The organism is Marinobacter changyiensis (genome assembly GCF_009193265.1).
Classification (GTDB): Bacteria; Pseudomonadota; Gammaproteobacteria; order Pseudomonadales; family Oleiphilaceae; genus Marinobacter; species Marinobacter changyiensis.
Map to the genome: position 1 here is coordinate 432,501 of NZ_VZZZ01000004.1, position 21,073 is coordinate 453,573.

Genomic DNA, 21,073 nt, shown 5'->3' on the forward strand with positions numbered 1-21,073 from the left:
ACAGAATGGAGTCCCTATATGCTCAGCAAATACGTGGCAAGGGATCATCTTCCAATTCTTCCAGGATACGCTCACCCCCGTAGTCTGTTGTCAGTACCACCTGGGAATGGCTCGACTGAATCTCGCCAACAATTGCAGCCTGTGAACCCGCGGGCAACGCCTGCCAACGTTTGAGTACCAACAGCGCATCGTGCTCCGAGACAACTGCCATGACACGGCCCTCACAAGCCAAATAATAAGGATCGTATCCCAGTAACTCGCAGACGCCACGAACCTGTTCGCTTACGGGAATTGTTTCTTGCCAGAGGTTTATCCCGAGGCCAGTGGCTCGGCACAGTTCACAGGCAACGGTTGCCAGTCCACCCCGCGTCGGATCACGCATGAAACGAACGCCACCCAGGTCTTGTAGGGCACGAGTCAGCGGAAGGACGTTGGCGGAGTCGGATAGCAGGGTGCCGGCCAGGCCAAACTGCTCGCGGGCCAGCATCACGGCAGTACCATGATCGCCGACGGGGCCGCTGATCAGCACTTTATCACCCGACTGAACAAAATCCATACTCAGGTTAGTGCCGGGAGACAGAATACCTATCCCTGTGGTCGCCAGATAGAGGCCGCTACATTGGCCGCGGGGAAGTACTTTCGTGTCACCGGCGACGACGACAACACCAGCCGCTTCCGCGGCCTCTCCCAGGCTCTTCATCAGCCTTGCCAGACGGCTTATCTCGAAGCCTTCCTCGATAAACAGGTTCAGAGTCAGGTAAAGCGGCACTGCGCCGCTGACGGCCAGGTCGTTTATCGTGCCATGTACGGCGAGCGAGCCAATGTCGCCACCGGGAAATTCAAGGGGCTGAACCGTAAAGCCATCGGTGGTTATGACCGGCGGCCCTTCAAGAACGGGCAGCTGCACCGCATCCAGTTTCGTATCCAGCATCGGGTTAGCCAGGGCAGGGCGGATGATATCCTCAATTAACTGATGCATCAGCCGACCGCCGTTACCGTGGCATAACTCGATCAAACCCTTTTCAGAAGTCGCCATAAAGAGTCTCTATTACCTGGCCAAAAGAAATGCCAGCGTCGTTACAGGGCACCTGTTCATTGAGCCGGACCGTAAAATTCTCCTCGTCGAGCAGTTCCAGGATTTTTTCGACCAGAAGACGGTTCTGGAAGACGCCTCCAGCCAGTCCGATATTGACTTCTCCATGCTTCGCGCGGATCCGGAGCGCCTGTTGCACCAGCGCCAGCGCCATGCTGGCCTGAAACAGGCCAGCTCGCGCAGCAGGGCTTTGCCTGCCATCCATCAGGAATGGAATCAGCGGTGCCCAGTCTGTGCGCAAGACGTTTTGAGCGTCTCGGTGCAATGGCAGGGGCAAAGCCGGAATATTCGGGTCGGCAATTGCTTCCAGACACATTGGTGCCTCGCCCTCGTAACTCGCTATCTCCATCAATCCGATCATAGCAGCGGCTGCATCGAAGAGACGCCCGGCAGAAGAGGTTTCGTGACAGTTGAGACCTTTCTGCCAGGCTTCTTTGGCCAGCAGGGAACTTTTCCAGTCAAAACCCGCAGTCCAGCATAGCGCCGCGGCGCTGCGCCAGGGTTCACGGCCGGCTCGGCTGCCGCCCGCAAGACGAAAAGGGCGGAATGAGCTCGCCCGACGCCATTGTCCCGGTCTGCCGAGAAGCGCTTCGCCACCCCAGAGGGTGCCGTCAGACCCCAGCCCTAACCCATCCCAGGTAAACACGAGCCAGTTACCGGTATCCTCGGGCCATTCGCCCACCAGCGCCGAGGCGTGTGCTTGGTGGTGCCCCACACGCTGCAACGGAAGTGCAGACTCCTTTGCCCAGCGGGTGCTGGCATAACCATCGTGGGCGTCACAAATAACAGCCTCTGCCCTCACGTTATAAAGTCTTTGGAGGTCCGATGCTGCGCGAGCAAAAACAGCTTGGGAGCGCCGGCTATCGAGATCGCCGATGTGCGGTGATATAACAACCCGGTTGTCCCAGGCCAGAGCCAGGGTGTTTTTCAGGTGGGCTCCGGTGGCCAAGGTGGGAGCGGCGATCGGCCACGGGAGTTGCAGTTCAAGTGGCGCAAACCCTCTTCCTGCTCGCGTGGCGCGAAGTTGCTTTGCCCGGGGCTGAACCACGGAGTCATCGATCGGACGCAGAATGGGCCGGTTATGATGCAAAAAGCCGTCCGCCACTTTTGCGAGGAGCGTTTCGGCCTCTGTTGGCTCGGTCACCACGGGTTCGCCACTTATATTGGCGGAGGTAGCGACCAGAGCTCCGCCAAAGTCCTGCAAGAGCAGCTGGTGCAACGGACTATGAGGCAGCATCGCGCCCAACTGACTGAGGCCCGGAGCAATGCAATCTGCCAGACTTGTTTGTGGCTGTTTGGGCAGGATTGTCACAGGCCTGCCTGGTGACGCAAGCACCGAAAGAGCCGGGTGATCTGCGATTACTGCCTCATGTAACGCGATTAAATCGTCCGTTAGAGGAAACATAACCGCGAGCGGCTTGTGGGGTCGGTGTTTGCGGATTCTGAGTCTTGCCACAGCGCGCTCGTTCCGCGCATCGACCATCAGGTGATAGCCGCCCACACCTTTTACAGCAATGATCAGGCCCGACTTTAGCTGAGCCACAGCGACCGCCAGTGCGGTCTCGTTGCCGTGAACCACTGCGCGCCCCGGCTCGCCATACCAGAGCTCAGGACCGCAGTCGCTGCAGGCAAGAGGTTGGGCATGGAAGCGGCGATCATTCGGATTTTCATATTCTGCCCTGCATGCACCGCATAACTGAAACCCGCTCATGGTGGTTTGGGAGCGATCATAGGGCATGGCTTTGATGAGGCTATAGCGCGGGCCACACTGCGTGCAGTTGATAAACGGATAGCGATAGCGCCTGTTCGAGGGGTCCTGCATTTCTTCGGAACAATGGGTGCAGACAGAATAATCCGGTGGAATATGAACATCGGCATCGCTGACGCTGCTTGCGAGGATTCGAAAGTCCTTATGAGGCCGGACAGGGACTTTCTCGCGGGAAGTGATGTCTGGTCGGGCCAGCGAGGGCGCATGCTGTTGCACCGCGGCCGCAAAAGCGTTGATGCTGCTGGCATCACCCTCGGTTACGACCTCCACTGTGCCAGACCGGTTTCGCACAAAGCCATGCAGCCCGAGTTCTCTGGCAAGGCGATAGATGAAAGGCCGGAACCCTACCCCCTGGACCCGGCCGGTTATCAGCCAGCGGCATGCGCTCCGTTCCTCTACTGGGGGCATGTCGGCGCTTCTTTCTGGCTCCGGACACCACTGGCCCACCATATCCGGCAAGCGCCTTCGTCCGAAACCATGCAGGGGCCGACCGGATTCTTCGGTGTGCACCCCCGACCGTAGAGCGGACACTGGCTGGGATAAATCTGGCCCATGACGACTTTGGCGCAGGCGCAACCGGGCGGCATCTCTTCCGCGCGACGACGTGGCTCGCTGGTGTGATCGGGAAAGCGATCCCGCGCATCATGTGAGGCGTGAGTCTCTCGCAATTTGAAGCCGGAGCGGGGAAGGGTGCCGATGCCACGCCAGTTGGCGTCAACAACGTCAAATGCGTTCTTCAGAAAGCGTTGCGCTGTCGGGTTGCCGTCCGGGAGCGCAACTTCAGCATAACAATTGTCCAGAAAGGACCGGCCCTCCAGTGTTTGTCGCAGGCATGAATAAATCGCCGCAAGCAGGGATTCGGGGGTAAATCCGGCCACGGCTGCTGGCAAAGCATGGCGTTTTGGAACGAACTGCCATTCCTCGGGGCCCATGATAGTGGCGACGTGGCCGGGCGCAATCAGGGCGTCAAACGCACACCTTTCTGACTCAAGCAGCATTGCCACAGCAGGCCAGGTGAGCCGCCCTGAAATGAGCAGGGAAAGATTATCCGGGAGGCTCTCCCCGAACAGCGCCGCAACCGGTGCCATGGTAGTCTCGAACCCCGCCGCAAAAAAGACGATTTCGCGCTCCGGATGTTCCTTCGCAATGGCAACCGCGTCCATAGGGCTGGCAATGGGGCGAATATCGGCGCCGGCGGCCCGCGCTGCATCGAGTGAGCGTGGCTGTGAGCGGGGCAGGTTAATGGGCACCCGCAGCATGTCTCCAAACGCTAACAACAGGACCTGCTCATCAAGTGCTAATCGCATGGCCTGATACAGGTCTTCTTCCGGGCAGATACACACCGGGCATCCCGGTCCTGGAATGATCTCGATTTTTCGCGGCAATAGGGTGCGCAGCCCAGCCAGGCTTAGGGACCGTTCGTGGCCACCACAGACATTCATAATCTTGATGCTGCGGTTCAGGGTCAGCCGGTGAATAAGATCCAACCAGTGCCTGGCTTCAGCGCTCACCCCGTGCCTCCATTCTCAACCGCCATGGCCCCATCAACGGACGATTTGGCTTTTTGTGCATGCACCCATGCAAGCCATTCGTCGAGGCCGAGTCCGCTTCGCGCAGACAGGGATATAATGGGAGCGGAGCTGGCCAGGTCGCGCAGGAAATTTTCGGCCCGGTCAATCCGGAAATCACCCACATAAGGGAGCAGGTCCAATTTGCTGATCACCAGCAGGTCGGCGGTTCTGAACATAACTGGGTACTTTGCGGGCTTATCGTCTCCCTCGGTCACTGACAGCAGAACAATATCCAGGTGCTGGCCCAGATCGAAGCTCGCAGGGCAGACCAGATTGCCGACATTTTCGATAAAAAGAATGTCAATTTCCGCCAGATTCATGCTGTGGAGGGCTTTGTGCACCAGTTGGGCATCAAGGTGACAGGTGCTGCCAGTGGTGATTTGAACGACCGGGATATCCAGGGCGCGGATCCGCTGTGCGTCCAGCTCGGTCTCCAGGTCGCCCTCCAGAACTGCGCATCGGTGATTCTTCTGCAACGTCCGGAGCGTGGCTTCCAGCAGTGCGGTCTTGCCGGCGCCGGGTGAGGACATCAGGTTCAGTACCAGTGTACCGGACGAACGGAAGTGCTCGCGATTGTGGGCTGCCAGGTCCTGATTCTGCTGGTGCAGGTTTTGGAATAATGAAATGGTCGCTGTTTCATGTGGTTCGGGAATTCCCGGGGGCTTGCCACAACCGCAGTCTACACACATGATCCGCTCCTTACCTTACGGGCACTGTATGGCCGATGGTTGGTCGAGAGTCAGCTCGACACTCTCCAGCATCAGTTCGTCACCGCTAACCAACTGGGTGGAACAGCTACCGCAAGTGGCGCAGCAGAGTCGGCTGGGTGTCGCCTGACATCTGGTATTGCAGCTTTTGCAATAGACCTCTATGCAGGTTGCCGTCAGGTTAAGTACCGCTGATTCAGCGATGGTACCGGCCGCTGCCAGGGGAAAAGCGGTTTTCAGCAGTTCGGGCTCGACTCCGGACAAAGGGCCAATCTGCAAACGCAACGCGGTTACGGCCACAGCCCGATGCCGCGCTGCTACCTCCAGCGTTTGGTGGAGCAGACTCCGGCAAAGACTCAGCTCATGCATTACCGCCCCGCGTCATTTGATCATGGAGCTCCCATGAGGTGCGAGCGTCTGCCTGGCCGATTTTCTGGATCGCATAACCCACATGCACCATCACGAAATCGCCGGGGCCCAGAGCCGTGCCGGCCATCAGCATCAGGTTCACCTCCCGGAAAATGCCTCTGGCTTGACAGCGGGCAACCCCGCCATTAATGGTTTCGATCTTCATTGGCACGCCTAGACACATGTTTTCACCTCGCGGTTGAGGCCCGGCCAATGGCTACGCCATGCGGTTAATGTTGCATGAATAAGAGTGCAGAGCTCGGGAACAGCCGCAGCAACCGCCGGAGATACATCCTCGGAGGGCGCTGATTCCGACATTTCGACGCCAAGAATTAAAAGATACCGTGGCAGCAGTTTGAGTTCATCCGCGAGGGCTAGCGCTTCGGCCACGCCGAAGCTGTGAGAAGAAAAGCAGCCATTAGCCTGTGTCAGTTCGGCCACAGACAAGCGATGAATACGTCCGGGTTCCCCCGTACCCTGAAGGGCATCAACCACGATCGCTCCCCGGGCCCCCGCCAGCGCGTGGATCAAGCCGGTGCCGGGTCTGTCGAGAGCCAACGCCGAGCATTGACCGGCCTCACCCGATGCTGTGGTCTTGTCCAGAGACTCCAGCGCTGCAACGAGGCGCCAGCCCACTTGGTCGTCGCCGAAGGGGGAGCCTATGCCCAACACCCGCCAGTTGCTCATAGGCGCTCCGTCGACAAACGGAGAAAGTGTGTGGCGCAGGAAATGCAAGGGTCGAAATTCCGAATGACCTGCTCACAGTGTAATTGCAATTCTTTGTCTGGCTTGTCCAGACCTAAGGCCATCAGGGAATAGTGCAAATCCCGCTCAATGCGGGCTTGATTCTGACTGGTCGGCGCCACGATGCGGGCGTTCCGGATCAAGCCCGCCTCATCCAGTTCGTACCTATGCCAAAGCAAGCCCCGCGGAGCCTCAGTAGCGCCATACCCAACACCTGCCGGGGGCTTGACTGGCACCGACGCTGCACCGGGCTCTCCGTAGTCTTTTAAAATCCGGATCGCATCGGTGATGCCATAGCAGATCTCAATGGCGCGTGCCGTCATGCTGTGGAACATGTTGCCGGATGGCCAGTCAATCCCGGTGTTTACAGCAAGCGCTCGCACCGATTCGGGTAAAGAGTCCAGGTTCAGGTTTAGACGGGCCAAAGGCCCGACCAGGTATGGCTGCTCGTTGAACAGACTGAACAGGGCGGTGGACCCGGCCACCTGATGTTCGAAAATATGCCCTTCAAAGTCCGAAACGGCAAAAACCTGGCCCCGGTTGGAGGCAATGTTGCCGCCAAGAATGGGATAGTTGCCCGGTTCTTCAAGAGACAGCTGAGTCACGTCCTGGTCCCGTTCTGGAACCGCAATGCCCGCCGACCATGCAACAAGATCCTGTGCATCCTGCAAGGCATCTTCGAGTTGGACTTTCAGTGCCGTTGCCTCGCGCACGGAAGGTGCCCGATGAAAGCCCCCCATCTTGACACCGACCGGATGAATGGATCGTGCCCCCAGCAAGCGAATCAGTGCATTGCCGAGATCCTGCAGGCGCATGCCGCGCCTGATGACCTGTGGATAGTCCTTGGCCATGGCGATAGCGCTGTCGTAGCCGAAAAAATCCGGCGCGGCCAGTAAATGAATATGCAGTGCATGGCTTTGAATCCATTCACCGTAATACATAAGCCGGCGCATGGCCTGCACCCAGGGGCCGGGGTGCGTCTCCGACAGGCTTTCAATAGCATTGATGGCGCTCATCTGATAGGCAACCGGGCATATGCCGCAGATCCGCGCCACCAGTTCCGGCAGTTCCTCATAAGAGCGGCCTTCAAGAAATTTCTCGAACAGACGGGGTGGTTCGTATATCTCCAGGCGTAAGTCTTCGATTTGACCATCACGGATCCGCAGGTGCAGGGCGCCTTCGCCCTCGACCCGGGCCAGAACCGGAACCTGCAGTGCGACGGTTCGTGTATTAGCGACCATGGCCGGCGTCCGTAGCAATGATGTTTGAGGCAGCATCCCGGAACTCGGGAGCACTGTTGTTCACGTGCCGGAATTGACGTGTGATTTCCTCCGGCAAGAGGCCCAGCCCTTCGAACCATCCGGCGAGCGAAGCACTGTTAAGTGCTTCTGCGGGCCCGTAACAGGAATAACAGCCGCGACCGAAGCACGGGCAGAGAGCTCCGCAACCAGTCTGTGTGACAGGCCCCATGCATGGCATACCCTTAGCGACAAGCACGCACACTGCGTGTTGCCGCTTGCACTCCATACAGACTTTGTCCTGGCTTTGCTCTGGCAGGGTGCCATATAGCCACGCCCGGATTGCACCAAGCACTTGGTCCCTGTTTGGGGGGCAGCCCCAAATTTCCAGGTCGACCTTGACGTGGTCTGACATGGGTGTGGATGTGGCGAGGCTATCGATATACTCCGGTGTGGCGTAAACCTCACTGAGCCATTCCCGTGCGTCCGAAAAATTCCGTAACGCCTGGACACCTCCCGCAGTGGCACAGGCTCCGAAGGCAACGATGAAGCCGCTGTGGGAGCGGATCTGCCTGATGCGTTCCAGGTCATGCTCTGTGGTTACCGAGCCTTCAATAAAGGCAATATCTACCTTCGCGTCAGGAGCCACGGGCCCGGCCTCTGCAAAATGTACCAGCTCGACCATGTCCGCCAGTTGCAGTAATGTCTCACCCATGTTCAGAAAGGTCAGTTGGCAACCATCACAAGAGGCAAACTTATGCACTGCCATGCGAGGTTTGATTCCCGATCTACTGGTTTCCATTAAAACCCCTTTATGCCCAACAAAGGCTTCACATCGGGATATTGAAAGATGGGGCCCTGGCGGCAGAGAAACTGAGCGCCGAACTGACAATGCCCGCAATGCCCCACCGCACACTGCATATTTCGCTCCATGCTCAAATAGATGCGCTGCTCAGGCACGCCACGCTCAAGGAGGTCCTTCGTGCCGGCGATCATCATGCCTTCCGGCCCGCACATCATCACAGTGGTGTCGTCAGGAGCAATCCCGGCATCATCGAATACCTCGGTCACGGGGCCGACGCGGAACGGCCAGAGGGGACCGCCATGATCGGCCGCCACCAGAACCTGTGTATTGGGAAAAGTACGCCAGTAATCGTAGCGCTCCCGCCAGATCAGGTCATCCGCATGCTTTACGCCCTGGATAATAGTGAGTTTTCCATAGCGATGCCGGCGCATCAGAACATAATTAATGACGCCGACGGTCGGTGCGCAACCAATACCGCCGGTGACTACCAGTATATCGCCACCCTCGGCCTGAATTAGCGGCCAGGACTGGCCGAACGGACCACGAAGCCCGATTTGTGAACCGACAATCAGTCTATCCATGGCTTTGGTAACCCGCCCGATCATCTTGATGGTATGGGCAAGAATATGGGGCTCATCCGGGTCGGAGGCGATAGAAATAGCGACCTCGCCAACCCCGTGCAGATAAAGCATGTTGAATTGGCCTGGCGTGAACCGGTATTCCTGCCGCTGCTCCGGATTGTGCAGGCTCAGGCGCAGGGTAAAAATCTTGTCCGATTCCTGGATGCGATCGATAACCTCCGCCACCATTGGCATACGAGACTTTAAAGAGGGCGAGTGGGGCGAAATATGGCCGCCGTGAGTCAGGGCGGCATTACTCATCACCGGATTCCCTGCAAATCGCCCCTACTTCTTCCGTCAGGTCAATGCCCACCGGGCACCAGGCGATACAACGGCCGCAACCGACACACCCGCTACGACCATATTGGTCAATCCAGCTGCCGAGTTTATGGGTAAGCCATTGGCGATAGCGCGTACGGGTGTCCGGCCGGATAGCGTGGCCGCTGATATAGGAATGTCCCTGGGTAAAGCAGGAGCTCCACTCACGGCTGTGTTCGCTGCTCAAACCGTCCAGAGAAGGCACCTCGTTTTCGCTCGCACAAAAACAGGTTGGGCACACGGAGGTGCAGTTGCCGCACGCCAGGCAGCGCTGGGCAACGTCATCCCATCGGGGGTGATCCAGATTATCGAAAAGTATCCGGTTAAGGGGCCCCTCTGGCAGCGCTCTTGTCTGGCCCGCTATCGCCGCGTCCAGCTCGCTACGAGTCTGATCAAGCTGCTCCTCGTTAACCTCTGACAAGGGAAGCTGATCCAGGATCAGTTTTCCGCGATCGCTGCCCGCATCGATGATGAAACCTTCATCCAATTCAGCCAGCGCAATATCATAACCTCGGGTTGCTGCCGGACCATCTCCGGTAGAAACACAAAAGCAGGTTGACGCCGGATGGCTGCAATCGACGGCTACGATGAAAAGTTGCTCGCGTCGGCGCGCGTAATGGGCATCCGGGGAAGGACCTTTCAGAAAATGCGCATCGTGTATCGCAAGCGCTGCCAGATCACACGCGCGCACTCCCAGCACGGCCAAGGGTTCCGGTTCGGTTAACCGTTCTTTAAAGCTGAGGCCACCATTCTCGTCTACAGTACCTTCCCAGAGTACCTCGCGAGAGGGGAAGAGATAAGGCTTTAGCGCCTGCGGCCCGTTGGCCCATGAGAACCAGCGTGAATCTCCGCCACTTTCCAACCGATAGTAGCCTGGGGCCTGGCGGTCGCTAACTCCCTGGGGTAACTGGCTAACCGTATCGAGCCGGTCAAAGATAATGGCCCCGTCCCACATAGTGGGGCCGACACAGCTAAATCCTTGCAGGGCCAACTGATCAATAAGCGACTGGAAGCTCTGTCGCGGCAGAAAATAACGATCCTGAGATTGAAGGGTACGATCCACTTTGACCCCCGGTAAGATTCTGTAGTCGCTCTATCCCTAAAACGCATTTGTCAACCTAACAGGTTTATTTTGTACAGAGAATGACCTGTGTCAAAAACAGCGGCTTCGAATGGAGGCAGCTAACTCCCTTGTTCTACTAAGGGGACACACTCCAAAATGGGTTGGCCCGGCAGCGAACTCAGAACAACAACATCGACTGTCTGTTACCGCACAGATGGAAGTCTGGCGTTATTGATAAATTATTATTAGCTGGGGCTTGTGAAGAATTTCGAGGGTCGGGGGGTTTTTTGCTCAAGTACTCTCCGGCATCTCACCCCCGGGGACGGTATCGATCGAACCATTGGTAGTAGCGCCTGGAAGCGCTGATTTTCCTGGAGAGGTTGCCCAGATCACGCTAGTAGCGAGTAGCTAATAGCATATCACTGAGGAGGCCTATCGCCTTGAAGCTAGCCCAATTTATCCAGACGAAAATGGAGCAACTGCTTGACGACCTGGAAGTCACCGCGCTGGAAGTAACCCCGGAATTGAAGGTCGAAGACAGCCGCGCCCTGAGGGATCATGCCCGTTCGGTACTGGAGTACATCACCGAAGACCTCTTGACCTCCCAGACTCGCGACGTGTCGGCACGAAAAGCCCTTGGCAAAGGCAAAATCGCCGTTTCGAGCATCGATGGAGAGCATCGCACAGACCGTTTGGAGCAGGGCCTGTCCATGCTTCAGATAAAGGAACTCCGGGGCCTCCGGACTCGGGTAACCAGGGCCTGGGGCAATGAACAGCGGGGCCTTACCGAAAAAGATATCGATGAACTGGTGCGGTTTAATGAAGCTATCGACCGGTTAATTGCCAACTCGGTGTCGAGTTACTCCGCCCGAAGAGAACAGGAGACACGGCCGCTCGAAACCATGCTGAGAGCCTCCATTGATCCCGCCGCCATATTCTATCCCTATGGCAGCCTGTTTACCGATACGGGGGTGGCTGATCTGGTCAATGCGTCGCACCGGGACATTATTGGTAAAACCCCACTTGAGCTGGTTTTGGACTTGAGCACACAGTTGCACGATGCGATCACCAAAACTGTTACCACCGGTCAGACTCAGCACAGGGAGTTTCATCACTGTTTACCCTTAAATTTTGACTGCCAATTTGTCCCGGTTTTTAACGACCGTAACGAAATTGAAGCTGTCGTCAAGACTTCGCGGGACATCACTGGGCGCAAACAGGCTGACTATCAGGTCTGGCGAAGCGCCAATTTTGACTCGCTCACCGGCCTACCTAATCGGTGGCTGTTCAACGATCGGCTTGATCAGACCCTTCTGGAGGCCAAACGAGAGGGCAGCTCCTTTGCTCTGCTGTTCATCGAGCTGGATTGGCTCGAACAGGCCAACGACCGGCTCGGTCACGAGGCCGGTAACCAGCTTCTGGCGCAGGTTGCTGAACGGATAAGTAGCAAGGTCCGGGCCATGGACACCGTGGCCCGTCTGGGCGGAGACGAATTCACCCTGATCCTGAAGGAGACCGGCAGGGTTGGTGCGAAGAAAGCCGCCAAGGCACTTCTGACCAGTCTTGAACGGTCGTTCGACGTTGATTCTCACCCGATACACATTTCCGGCAGCATCGGCCTGACTCTTTTCCCCGATGACGGCCAGAATGTCGATCAGCTGATGGACAATGCCGATCAGGCCAAATACGCAGCCAGAGAGCATGGAGGCCAACAGGTGCAGGTCTACGAGTCCTCGATGGCGCAGAGCGAATCGGAGCCTATGGGGTTGAGCAGGGAACTGGATGATGCTCTCAGGGAGAACCAACTGGAGGTTTACTCCAGGCCTATAATCGACATCCGCACTGGAGCCGAACGTGCTGACCGTCGAGAACAAGCGTGAGGCCGTTGGACGACCACTTGCTAAATTGGGCGTCCAGGGTTTAATTCAGCAGTCCCAGTAAGGCCGCTCGCCGATTTCCACGGACAAGTGCTGCAAAAAAGCAGCTACTTTGGATGAGCGCAAGCGGTTTTCAGGATAGATCGCATGGATTCCTTCGCGGGTCGCTCCACCCAGAGCTTCGTAGTGTTCCAAAACGGGAGCAAGTCGTCCATCGCGCAACGCCGCGAATAGCAGCCAGGTGGGAAATAGCACGATACCCTGGCCCTGGAGGGCGGCTTCCACCAGACTTTCTGCGTTATTGCTGTGAAAATTGCCTTTCACGGGGTAATGCTGAGCCTGATCGCTAGCTTTACCACGGAAATACCACCCTTGTACTCCGCGTGTGCCTTTATAGACGAGGCAATTATGTTTGTTTAATTCCTCCGGGCATCGCGGCGCAACATTGCGCGCCAGATACTCAGGGGATGCGCATGCCACAAAGTTTTGCGACGCCAATTGTTGTGCAACCAGGCTCGAATCGCTGAGCGCACCAACCCTTATCACGACATCTGCGCCTTGCTGCACAGGGTCGATAAAAGCATCGCTCAGCGTCAGCTCCACGTCCACACCCGGGTTGGCGTCCTGAAAGCTCGCCAATAAAGGCGCAATGTGCAGGCGCCCAAACGCAACCGGTGCGTTAATCCGCAATAGGCCCTGAGGGTGCCTGGCGCCGCCTATGACCTGTTCAGTGGCAAGGTCCAGGCTATCCAGCACATGTCGAACGTCCTGATAGTAACGCTCTCCGGTATCGGTCAGTCTTACCGCACGTGTGTGGCGGTACAGCAGTTTCTGCCCCAATGTTCGTTCCAGCCCTGCGATATGCCGAGAAACAGAGGAAGCAGGTAGATCATAGTAGCGAGCCGCCTCTGCGAAGCTGCCGTTTGTGGCAACGCGAACGAATAAGCGAAGAGCCAGCAAACGTAGTGAGTTGTCCAAAATGCAATAGTCCTTTGTCTGTTTGACGAATTGTAGCAATAACACGAACTCACTACAGTGCTGGCTCTCATTCTTTCAGCGGGACCATGTATGCAACACGCACTTATCTTGCTCGGCGTGCTTATCGCCGGGATGGGGTTGTCAGTCGAAGCTGGCTTACTGGGGCCTCTCGGCGAGCAGGTTGGCCATTTATCCGCCACCTTGTCCATTTTCATGGTGGGGGCATTGCTGCTTTCGCTGGCGTTAGTGTTTGTGCCACGCCGCCAGTTGGGAGCGTTATTTAAACAACCGCGCTGGTTGCTGACGGGCGGTATTCTGGGCCCGGTGTACGTCATCGTGTTGACGCTGGCCACACCGGTGGTCGGCGTCGGAATGACTATGGTTGGCATTCTAAGCGGACAGATAGCGGCCAGCATGGCCATTGACCATTTTGGTTGGCTGGGGAGCGAAGAGCGCAAAGTAGACGGCTACCGGGTCGCTGCGTTGGTCATGATTCTTGTGGCTCTGTGGTTAATGTAATTAAGGAGCAATACTGTGGTACTTCCTCTGATCTTTATTCTGTTGCTGGTGGGCGGCGCGGTATTGGCCGCCCAATCTTCTATCAATGGACGCCTGGGCGCCAAGACGGGCATCATCGAAAGCGCTTGGCTGACCTTTATCATGGGCGCCGTGCTGACCTTCTTGCTGATGTTCTTTTTTGAACCAGTCCAGCAAGCGACGCTCTTCAGCGTGCCTAAATGGCAGTTAACCGGTGCGCTGTTTGGCGTGGTGTATATGCTGGCTATTGTTTTCGCGGTACCCCGTGTAGGCACAGCTGCAGCGACGGTGGCGGTTATTTCCGGACAACTGGTTATGAGCCTGCTGATTGATCACTTTGGTTGGCTGAATAATGCCCAGCTGCCGTTGGGTGCCTCACGTTACATCGCTATGGCGCTGTTGCTCGGGGCTATCGTGCTGCTTTACCTAAGCCATCAACGACGTAACAGGCGGATGGCGGCTCAGCCGGGCTAGCAAGTCATCTTAACCATGTAAATCAGTTCCCGGGGAAGCCCGCGAGAGAAGAATCAATCCCTTTTGACTGGCCCGCTCAGGACTGCGGCAATGAGGCTGAAGTCGCCGGGTATCAGGGCAAGTGGCATAAACCGCGAAGATATTTTCGTAACGACCAAGCTGGCAACACAATTTAAGAGCTATGAGTGTGCCGCTTCGGCCATTGACGCTTCCCTTGAGCGGATGGGGTTTGACTACATCGACCTGATGATCATCCACAGCCCGCAGCCCTGGGACCACTTTGGCGAGGATGACCGGTTTGTGGCTGTAAACCAGGGCGCCTGGCGAGCACTGGAAGATGCCTACAAAGCCGGTAAGCTTCGGGCCATTGGCTTGTCGAATTTTCAGGCCCAAGACATCGACAACATTCTGAATGCCTGCACCGCAGCGCCGATGGTCAATCAGATTTTGGCTCATGTCACTAACGTGCCGGGTGAGCTGATTGAGTACTCACGTCAACAGGGCATGCTCGTTGAGGCGTACTCGCCAGTCGGCCACGGCGAGCTGTTCAAGAATGAGTCGATCGTCGCAATGGCCGAGAAATACAATGTCTCCGTGCCGCAATTGTGCATCCGATACGACCTGCAGTTGGGCCTGTTGCCATTGGCCAAAACTGCTAACCCCGACCACATGAAAAACAATGCGGACGGGGATTTCATTATTGACGACGGTGACATGGATGTACTGAACGGTCTGGAGACCATCAAGGATTACGGTGAAGATCCGGATCTGTACCCGATTGACGTGGCTCGTAAGCGGCGCGTGGTTGAACGGGCCACAGACGAAGCCGGCTGGGGCAAGGAAACGCCAAAGGGAAGGGGCCTTGGTCTGGCTTTCCACCACAGCTTTGTTTCCTACACCGCTGTTGTTTTTGACGTGGAGGTGGACGATGCCGGGGAATTCACCATTCACCGGGCCGACATTGCCTTCGACTGCGGTCCCCAGGCCAATCCTGAGCGCATCCGGTCCCAGATGGAGGGTGCCTGCGTGATGGGTATTGGTGATGTAGCAATCACTGGATTGAGTGGCTACGCCCCGGGTTGAAACCATGACAAAGTGCTGTTCGGGCCCATTAAAACATGGGCCCGAACTTCGTCGCGTCTATTCAGTGGTGAATATCACAACATCTTTTTCAACTGCCCGTAATCCCCTCCGGTACGAAGCACCAGAGTGATATCGTTGTCGTTCCGATTGCGGAAGAACCAGCCATGGTTGCCCGTAAAGGCGGCCACAAGTTCGCCTTCATCCTCAGGAACGCCCCGCCCCTTTTCGTAGGAGATGGATTGGCCACTGCCATCGCCATGGGTGTCGAAGTTGATAGGGCCACCCTCAGACACCCAAGAGAATCGGGCTACCGCACCTTTTTCCATAGTGAGCTTGAATTCGGTTCCCTCACCCGGCGTCAGAACCACGAGCACTTCATCCTGCCATTGCGGCTCAGCAGCTTCCGGCTCAAGCGCAGGCTTTGGCTCGGTCGCCGTAACCTCTGCTTCGGGAGCAGAGACCGGTTCTTCGGCAGATTCGGCCATCACAGTTTCTGAAACTTGCGGTGCCTTTTGATCAGCCGAGGATTGCACGGCAACCATCTGGGCAGCTTCATCTGCGGCGGCCTCTTCGGAAAGCTGTTCCTTGATTTCTCCCATCTCGGTCAATCCCAGCAGTCGGCCTGCTCCGGTCGGATCAAGGGCATACTCAGCGGGCATTACAGCGGTAACCAGCAGAACCAATGCCACAATAGCTGCGATGACAGTTGATCGAATCAGTTTGGCGGTGCTGGGCAGTTCTTCACGGTTTGGTATATCGGTGTTGTACATAGCGAATCTCCAGAATCAGGCGACAAAATAACCGGTGAGCTGATAACCAAAAAGCAGGAAACCTGCACTCATCATGGCCACATTGGCGGTGTAAGCGTGGCGGAAAAAGCCGTCGGTTTTGCGCCAAAAGCTAATGGCAATCAGGATCATGGCCAGGGCGATGAGCTGCCCGATTTCCACGCCCACGTTAAAGGCGAGGAGATTTGGAATCAGGCCGTCCGGCGAGATCTCGTATTCGATGATCTTGGTGGACAGGCCGAAGCCATGGAAGAACCCGAAAATAAGGGTCGCGGCCTTCGTGTTGGGCTGGAAACCGAACCAACGCTGATAGGCACCAATATTGTCGAGCGCCTTGTAGACGATCGACAGACCAATAATCGCATCAATGATGTAGCTGTTGATGCCGACGTTGAAGTACACCCCCAGTAGCATCGTGATGGAATGCCCCAGGGCAAACAGGCTCACGTAAATGGCGATGTGCTGCATGCGGTACAGGAAGAAAATGACACCCAGTAGGAACAGCAGGTGGTCATAGCCCGTGACCATGTGTTTGGCCCCGAGGTAGGTGAACGCAATGAGGTTTACACCGGTGATTTCCTGGATGTAACCTTTATCGCCCTGGGCAACAGCATGAGCGAGTGCATCGGTACTCAGACCCAGTAGGCCAAGTGTCAGAAATATCCAAAACAGACGACTGCCTGCGCCCATTGTGGACACACAACGGCAACCGCTAAGCCAGTTTGACAACATAAAGACTCCAATCGAATTTGTTTCCTGGGGCCGCATAAGCGGCAAGAATCAAGCGGGAAGGGCTGCTTTGGGGGGACGTTCGAGTCGATAGCGCAAACTGCGGGGAGAATCACCGGCAAAGGGCACCGGTTGCCGGAGAACAGTAAGATTTTGGGAAACAAGCGGAACTCTTAGCTGGTCCACCGTCTCATGGGTGTGATTTCCAGCGTCATGGTGCAGTGACGAAGTCTCTGGCTCTTCGCCAAAATCGTGGCTGTGCCCATGCCCGTCCTGACTGCCTGGATAGCCGCTGAGCTGTGACTCCCAATCGCCCGCCAACTCAGCCACACCGTGAGAGAATGACTCGCCAATCACCGACAGTGACAAGCCCGCCAATGCAAACAGCATGACGAGCGTCGGAAGCAGTTTTCTTTGGTGAACGGCCGAAATCATCAATCTCAATGTGTCGAGTCGGTGGTTGAATTTCAACGAAAGCAGAGAATACCATTCCCCCATGGGCGACAGGAATTAAACATGATAAATGATCACGCGACTCAGAACGCGCGTTTCCATTGCTCCGTATCTATAAACCAGCGCTCTTCGTAAATCTTGTCGTCCCGGAAGCGGAACAGCACCGACAGCTGGGAGCCACCGATCTTCGACGATTTCCATTCGACGATCGAGACCACCTCATTTTCGCCTTCCAGATACCGAAGCTCCGTAATCTCGAAACCCGGCGGGAGCATCCCGCCCAGACCGTCCAGGGCCGACCGAAACGCCTGCCGGCCCTCCAGAACATCGTCTTGTCCCGGCATCACCAAGACCATGTTCTCGACATAGTCTTCCGCCAGGCTATCAAAATCCCCGGCGCCAACGGCGGCCCAACCTCGTTGTACGATTGAAGTTAACGTCATTGTCTTCCCCTCCATCTGATGTTTTCGGACGCACGGTTGTGACTCACACGCGAGTGAACCAGAAGTCTCATCAAAGGGGCTTCTGTATTGACATTATAGTCTTTCCGATAAATCGCAAATGTTGGAATAAATCGCGTACCAGTGACGCCTTGGTAGAGGACTGTAAACATTTTTCTGACCCCGTGAAGCTTGCGCGGCCTATACGTTACGAAGTCACAGCAACGGCCGCCAGTAGCTGAATGCTTCGCGGTTCAACATGGGAATCAGGACTCTAACAATGGTAAACCAACGTATTTCGCCGATGTTAAAACTGGTGCTTTCAATCGGTCTTTTCTCCGGCGCCAGTGGTGTCACAGCAGCGCCGGGAGAAGACAGTATTGCCCGGGGAGAAGAGGTCTACAGCCAGCAATGCGCCGCCTGCCATCAGGCCGGAGGTGAGGGCATTCCCGGGTCGTTCCCGCCTCAGAAGGGGCTCGCTGCAAACATCTTCAATGCCAGTGGCGGTATCGGTGGGCGAGACTATCTGGCCCATGTGCTGCAATACGGCCTGACCGGCCCGATTAACGTCGATGGAACAGCGTACAACGGCAATATGCCCGCCTGGGGCGGTTCGCTCAGCGACCAGCAAATTGCGGATGTCCTGAATTACGTGTTAACGGCGTTTGGCAATCGGGAGCGAATATCCCCCGATTTCCAACCCTATACCGCCGAGGAGGTGAGCGCGCTCTCTGGCAAGGATCTCTCTGGGAAAGACGTCCACCAGTTGCGGCAGGCGGTCATGGCCACTGATGAGCAGAGTTCAGGCTCGGCCGCCTCTCAGGATGCGTCAGCTACTGGCACGGTGGCCAAAGTGTCATTAGAGCAGGCCGTTCCTGAACCGATCTATGCTGCAGTTCAGAATTCCGGTGTTGTTGAACGTTTCCCTTCAAAGTCCACCTGGCCGGGTGTGGAGGGCGCTCACTACACTGCGTTGAGCCCGGACGGTAAACAGCTGATGGTGTCCGGGTTCAAGACCGGCAATGTCTACATCATGGACACGGATAACGGCGAGATTCAGGCAAGCTTTCCGATCGGCAAGGTGGTGCAGGGCGTCAAAGTGTCCCCCGATGGACGTTATGGCCTTGCCGTGGCAACCACGCTGGGAGAAATTGCCGTCATCGATATGGAAACCCAGTCATTGGTCAAAAAGGTCAATGTGGGTGACACGCCCCACAACATCATTTTTAACGAGGATAGCAGCCTCGCTTACGTTACCTTACAGGGCGAGGGCGCGTTAGCCGTGGTGGATATGACAACGCTCGACAAACAGCGCGACATAGCCACGCCAGGGCTGGATAGCCCCCACAATATTGATATTTCCGAGGATGGCCGTCGGTTATGGATTCGTGATTTTGTTGGTCACGTGGGTGTGTTGGACCTGGACAGTGAGAAGGTTCTCAAGGTATTCAAGGTCGGCGCAGGCCACGGAGGCATCGACGTGATTCCGAATAGTCGGTATGTGGCCACGGGAGCCATCTCTGCATCCCGGGTGACGGTGATTGATGCTGACAGCCTCACTGTCGTGGCCAATCCGGAAGTCGGCACCGGGCCCCATGGCGTGCGCGCAAGTGCCGACGGCCGTTACCTGTATGCGTCCGTGACGGCAGACAATCTGATCACCGTTATTGATGTGGAGTCCCTGCAGGTGGTACGCCAGGAGCCTGTCGACGGCAAATTCCCGTTCTGGGTTGCTGTTCCCGGCAACCCCTGAAGTACGGCCCCATATTGGCACTCTTATAGGCACTCATACAGGCACTATGGATGCGCAAAGCCCGGAGTAAACAGCAGTTCGATGCCCTGACTCGCCCCTGGCGTGACAGGTTGTTCGCTGTCGCGCTGCGCCAGGCCCAGTCGCGGGAGGTAGCCGAGGACTGGACGCAGGAGGCCTTGCTTCGGGCGTGGCGTGACTTCGCGCAGCTTACCGATCAGGTGGCGGTGTATGCGTGGTTGCTGAAGATCCTGAATCGGGTGGTGGCTGATGACGTAAGGCGTAACGCACGGCGAGACCAACTGGCGCCGATGCTCACCACCGGCGACGCATTTTTGCAGCAGCAGGCCTGTACGTCCGCCGGACCGTTCGAGCAGGCCGTGCAAACGCAAAGCAATGACCAGTTCATGAAGGCGGTGCAGGCGCTACCGGATAATTTTCGCCAGGTTGTCTTGTTACGGGATATTGAAGGACTGAATTATCAGGAAGTGGGAGAGGTTCTGGACATTGCACAGGGCACGGTTATGAGCCGGTTATCGAGAGGGCGGCGGCTTTTAGCCAGCCTGCTTATCAGGACGGAATCCGGGGATGGATTGGCTGCAACCTCTATACACGGCGGTAAACCCACATGAACGATGTCGAAAAATCAGAAGCCGGGCGCTTTTCTCAACTCCACCTCGAACTTCAGGACTGGCTCGCAGGCTACGTGGATGGCGAGCTGGATGACCATCACACAGCCTTGGTCGAGGCGCACTTGGCCGGCTGCGAAGCCTGTCGTGCGGACGTTGCCCGTCAGCAGGTCATGAGCCGACGCTTCCAGGAGGTGCCGACAACTCGCATGCCGTTTGAGCTGCAAAAGCGACTGGATAAGGCGCTTGCAGACGCACCGGATTACTCCGCCCCGGCCCCGAGAACAACCTCCAGGTTCAATCTCAGGCAATGGCTGACCGGCTTGTACCGCCCGGCGGTGGTCGGTGCCGGAGGATGGGTAGTGGCACTGGTGCTCGCCGGGGTGCTGTTGTTGCCCGACGTGGGCCTCAGGAGTCACGACCATATCCGGATGGTGAGTGATGCGTTGGCAGACTATCAGAAGGTGGCTCTCACGGACCTGCCTGCGCCGGCAAATACCGCTGACATTTCAGCCCCAGCCAAGTTGGCAGGTGGTCGTCTACTTGCCACCTGGCAAACGACCGTGGGCGGTGAGCCCGCTCAGGCCTTTGCCATGCGCCGGGGCAACAGCCTGGTGATTCAGTACCGCATTTCGGAACACGTGCTGTTCAGAAACCCTGACGTGCGGCAGGCCATGGCCACAATGGGCGGCTACCGTACTCACGAAAACCAGCTCGAAGTGTTGGCCGTGCCGATGAAGGAAGCTGGTTTACTGATTGTCGGGCCAGCGAATGCGATGCCGGCCACCAGAGACCTGGAACTGGAATCTACTTAGACAGTGGACGACCTTAGTCTGCTAACCCTATTCGCCAGGGCACTGCTCCTGGTCGGGATTGTTGCAGAAGCCATCCTCCTCCGAAAAGGTCTGGTTACCGAAAGATGAAGTGATCGTTTCATAGTCCTTTCCTCGCGTCCTCTAAGAACTCTTCCGCCAAATCTTCCTCGTACACGGAGGCTCCA

Annotated in this window: 22 protein-coding genes and 2 pseudogenes; 8 read left to right on the plus strand and 16 right to left on the minus strand. The window is 56.8% G+C overall.

Annotated elements, in window-relative coordinates:
• Positions 1–22: 22 nt before the first annotated feature.
• Genes hypE through F6Y09_RS13095 form a run of 11 tightly spaced genes read right to left on the minus strand, consistent with a single transcriptional unit; the run spans position 23 to position 10,335 of the window.
• Positions 23–1,036, minus strand: a complete 1,014-nt coding sequence (hypE, locus tag F6Y09_RS13045) for a hydrogenase expression/formation protein HypE (RefSeq protein ID WP_152207357.1) — start codon at positions 1,034–1,036, stop codon at positions 23–25.
• Entirely contained in the window at positions 1,023–3,269 is a 2,247-nt protein-coding gene (gene hypF / locus F6Y09_RS13050) for a carbamoyltransferase HypF (RefSeq protein ID WP_152207358.1), read from the minus strand. The genes hypE and hypF overlap by 14 nt, the downstream gene beginning before the upstream one ends.
• On the minus strand, positions 3,257–4,372 hold the full coding sequence (hypD, locus tag F6Y09_RS13055; RefSeq protein ID WP_152207359.1) for a hydrogenase formation protein HypD: 1,116 nt from the start codon (positions 4,370–4,372) through the stop codon (positions 3,257–3,259). The genes hypF and hypD overlap by 13 nt, the downstream gene beginning before the upstream one ends.
• Positions 4,369–5,121 carry a hydrogenase nickel incorporation protein HypB gene (gene hypB, locus F6Y09_RS13060; RefSeq protein ID WP_152207360.1) on the minus strand — a complete coding sequence of 251 codons (753 nt, stop codon included), beginning with the start codon at positions 5,119–5,121 and terminating at the stop codon, positions 4,369–4,371. The genes hypD and hypB overlap by 4 nt, the downstream gene beginning before the upstream one ends.
• A gap of 15 nt (positions 5,122–5,136) precedes the next feature.
• Positions 5,137–5,508 (minus strand): hydrogenase maturation nickel metallochaperone HypA/HybF, encoded by a 372-nt coding sequence (locus F6Y09_RS13065; RefSeq protein ID WP_152207361.1) that lies wholly within the window; start codon positions 5,506–5,508, stop codon positions 5,137–5,139.
• Entirely contained in the window at positions 5,501–5,713 is a 213-nt protein-coding gene (locus F6Y09_RS13070) for a HypC/HybG/HupF family hydrogenase formation chaperone (RefSeq protein ID WP_246180524.1), read from the minus strand. The genes F6Y09_RS13065 and F6Y09_RS13070 overlap by 8 nt, the downstream gene beginning before the upstream one ends.
• A gap of 8 nt (positions 5,714–5,721) precedes the next feature.
• A complete protein-coding gene (locus F6Y09_RS13075) occupies positions 5,722–6,234 on the minus strand; it encodes a hydrogenase maturation protease (RefSeq protein ID WP_152207363.1) in 513 nt (170 codons plus the stop codon).
• Entirely contained in the window at positions 6,231–7,532 is a 1,302-nt protein-coding gene (locus F6Y09_RS13080) for a Ni/Fe hydrogenase subunit alpha (RefSeq protein WP_152207364.1), read from the minus strand. Before F6Y09_RS13080 ends, F6Y09_RS13075 begins: the two co-directional genes overlap by 4 nt.
• The gene (locus F6Y09_RS13085; RefSeq protein WP_246180525.1) at positions 7,522–8,298 is read right to left on the minus strand and encodes an NADH-quinone oxidoreductase subunit B family protein; all 777 of its coding nucleotides are present in this window, start codon (positions 8,296–8,298) and stop codon (positions 7,522–7,524) included. The genes F6Y09_RS13080 and F6Y09_RS13085 overlap by 11 nt, the downstream gene beginning before the upstream one ends.
• Positions 8,299–8,330: 32 nt before the next feature.
• Complete coding sequence (locus tag F6Y09_RS13090; protein ID WP_218944159.1) at positions 8,331–9,215, minus strand: FAD/NAD(P)-binding protein; 885 nt, start codon at positions 9,213–9,215, stop codon at positions 8,331–8,333.
• Positions 9,208–10,335 (minus strand): 4Fe-4S dicluster domain-containing protein, encoded by a 1,128-nt coding sequence (locus F6Y09_RS13095; RefSeq protein ID WP_218944160.1) that lies wholly within the window; start codon positions 10,333–10,335, stop codon positions 9,208–9,210. Before F6Y09_RS13095 ends, F6Y09_RS13090 begins: the two co-directional genes overlap by 8 nt.
• 440 nt (positions 10,336–10,775) lie before the next feature.
• On the opposite strand from F6Y09_RS13095, the gene F6Y09_RS13100 reads away from it, so the two are divergent.
• A complete protein-coding gene (locus tag F6Y09_RS13100; protein ID WP_152207365.1) occupies positions 10,776–12,215 on the plus strand; it encodes a sensor domain-containing diguanylate cyclase in 1,440 nt (479 codons plus the stop codon).
• Positions 12,216–12,260: 45 nt separating this feature from the next.
• Here F6Y09_RS13100 and F6Y09_RS13105 read toward each other — a convergent pair whose 3' ends face one another.
• Positions 12,261–13,229 carry a LysR family transcriptional regulator gene (locus F6Y09_RS13105; RefSeq protein WP_218944161.1) on the minus strand — a complete coding sequence of 323 codons (969 nt, stop codon included), beginning with the start codon at positions 13,227–13,229 and terminating at the stop codon, positions 12,261–12,263.
• Between the two features lie 51 nt (positions 13,230–13,280).
• Here F6Y09_RS13105 and F6Y09_RS13110 point away from each other — a divergent pair, with 51 nt between their 5' ends.
• The 4 genes and pseudogenes from F6Y09_RS13110 to F6Y09_RS20570 all read left to right on the plus strand — a co-directional run.
• Positions 13,281–13,709 carry a DMT family transporter gene (locus tag F6Y09_RS13110; RefSeq protein ID WP_152207366.1) on the plus strand — a complete coding sequence of 143 codons (429 nt, stop codon included), beginning with the start codon at positions 13,281–13,283 and terminating at the stop codon, positions 13,707–13,709.
• 15 nt (positions 13,710–13,724) lie between these two features.
• Positions 13,725–14,201, plus strand: coding sequence for a DMT family transporter (locus F6Y09_RS13115; protein ID WP_179959414.1), 477 nt, complete (start codon positions 13,725–13,727; stop codon positions 14,199–14,201).
• 90 nt (positions 14,202–14,291) lie between these two features.
• Positions 14,292–14,876, plus strand: a pseudogene (locus F6Y09_RS20565) (aldo/keto reductase family protein); the annotation flags it as partial.
• 72 nt (positions 14,877–14,948) lie between these two features.
• A pseudogene (locus F6Y09_RS20570) lies at positions 14,949–15,266 on the plus strand (molybdopterin cofactor-binding domain-containing protein); the annotation flags it as partial.
• 92 nt (positions 15,267–15,358) lie between these two features.
• On the opposite strand, the gene F6Y09_RS13125 reads toward F6Y09_RS20570, so the two are convergent.
• The 4 genes from F6Y09_RS13125 to F6Y09_RS13140 all read right to left on the minus strand — a co-directional run bounded on the left by F6Y09_RS13125 (position 15,359) and on the right by F6Y09_RS13140 (position 17,697).
• On the minus strand, positions 15,359–16,054 hold the full coding sequence (locus F6Y09_RS13125) for a hypothetical protein (RefSeq protein WP_152207367.1): 696 nt from the start codon (positions 16,052–16,054) through the stop codon (positions 15,359–15,361).
• A 15-nt stretch (positions 16,055–16,069) separates the two neighbouring features.
• A complete protein-coding gene (locus tag F6Y09_RS13130; protein WP_152207460.1) occupies positions 16,070–16,762 on the minus strand; it encodes a HupE/UreJ family protein in 693 nt (230 codons plus the stop codon).
• Positions 16,763–16,852: 90 nt separating this feature from the next.
• Positions 16,853–17,236, minus strand: coding sequence for a hypothetical protein (locus F6Y09_RS13135; RefSeq protein WP_152207368.1), 384 nt, complete (start codon positions 17,234–17,236; stop codon positions 16,853–16,855).
• Positions 17,237–17,337: 101 nt separating this feature from the next.
• Positions 17,338–17,697: a nuclear transport factor 2 family protein gene (locus F6Y09_RS13140; RefSeq protein WP_152207369.1), complete on the minus strand. Its 360-nt coding sequence runs from the start codon at positions 17,695–17,697 to the stop codon at positions 17,338–17,340.
• A 277-nt stretch (positions 17,698–17,974) separates the two neighbouring features.
• Between F6Y09_RS13140 and F6Y09_RS13150 the strand changes: the two genes are divergently transcribed.
• From F6Y09_RS13150 to F6Y09_RS13160, 3 genes are read left to right on the plus strand one after another with little or no spacing between them, the layout of a single operon-like run.
• The gene (locus F6Y09_RS13150; RefSeq protein ID WP_218944163.1) at positions 17,975–19,447 is read left to right on the plus strand and encodes a YVTN family beta-propeller repeat protein; all 1,473 of its coding nucleotides are present in this window, start codon (positions 17,975–17,977) and stop codon (positions 19,445–19,447) included.
• 50 nt (positions 19,448–19,497) lie between these two features.
• Positions 19,498–20,076, plus strand: a complete 579-nt coding sequence (locus F6Y09_RS13155) for an RNA polymerase sigma factor (protein WP_152207370.1) — start codon at positions 19,498–19,500, stop codon at positions 20,074–20,076.
• Positions 20,073–20,888: an anti-sigma factor family protein gene (locus F6Y09_RS13160; protein WP_152207371.1), complete on the plus strand. Its 816-nt coding sequence runs from the start codon at positions 20,073–20,075 to the stop codon at positions 20,886–20,888. Before F6Y09_RS13155 ends, F6Y09_RS13160 begins: the two co-directional genes overlap by 4 nt.
• Positions 20,889–21,073 lie beyond the last annotated feature (185 nt).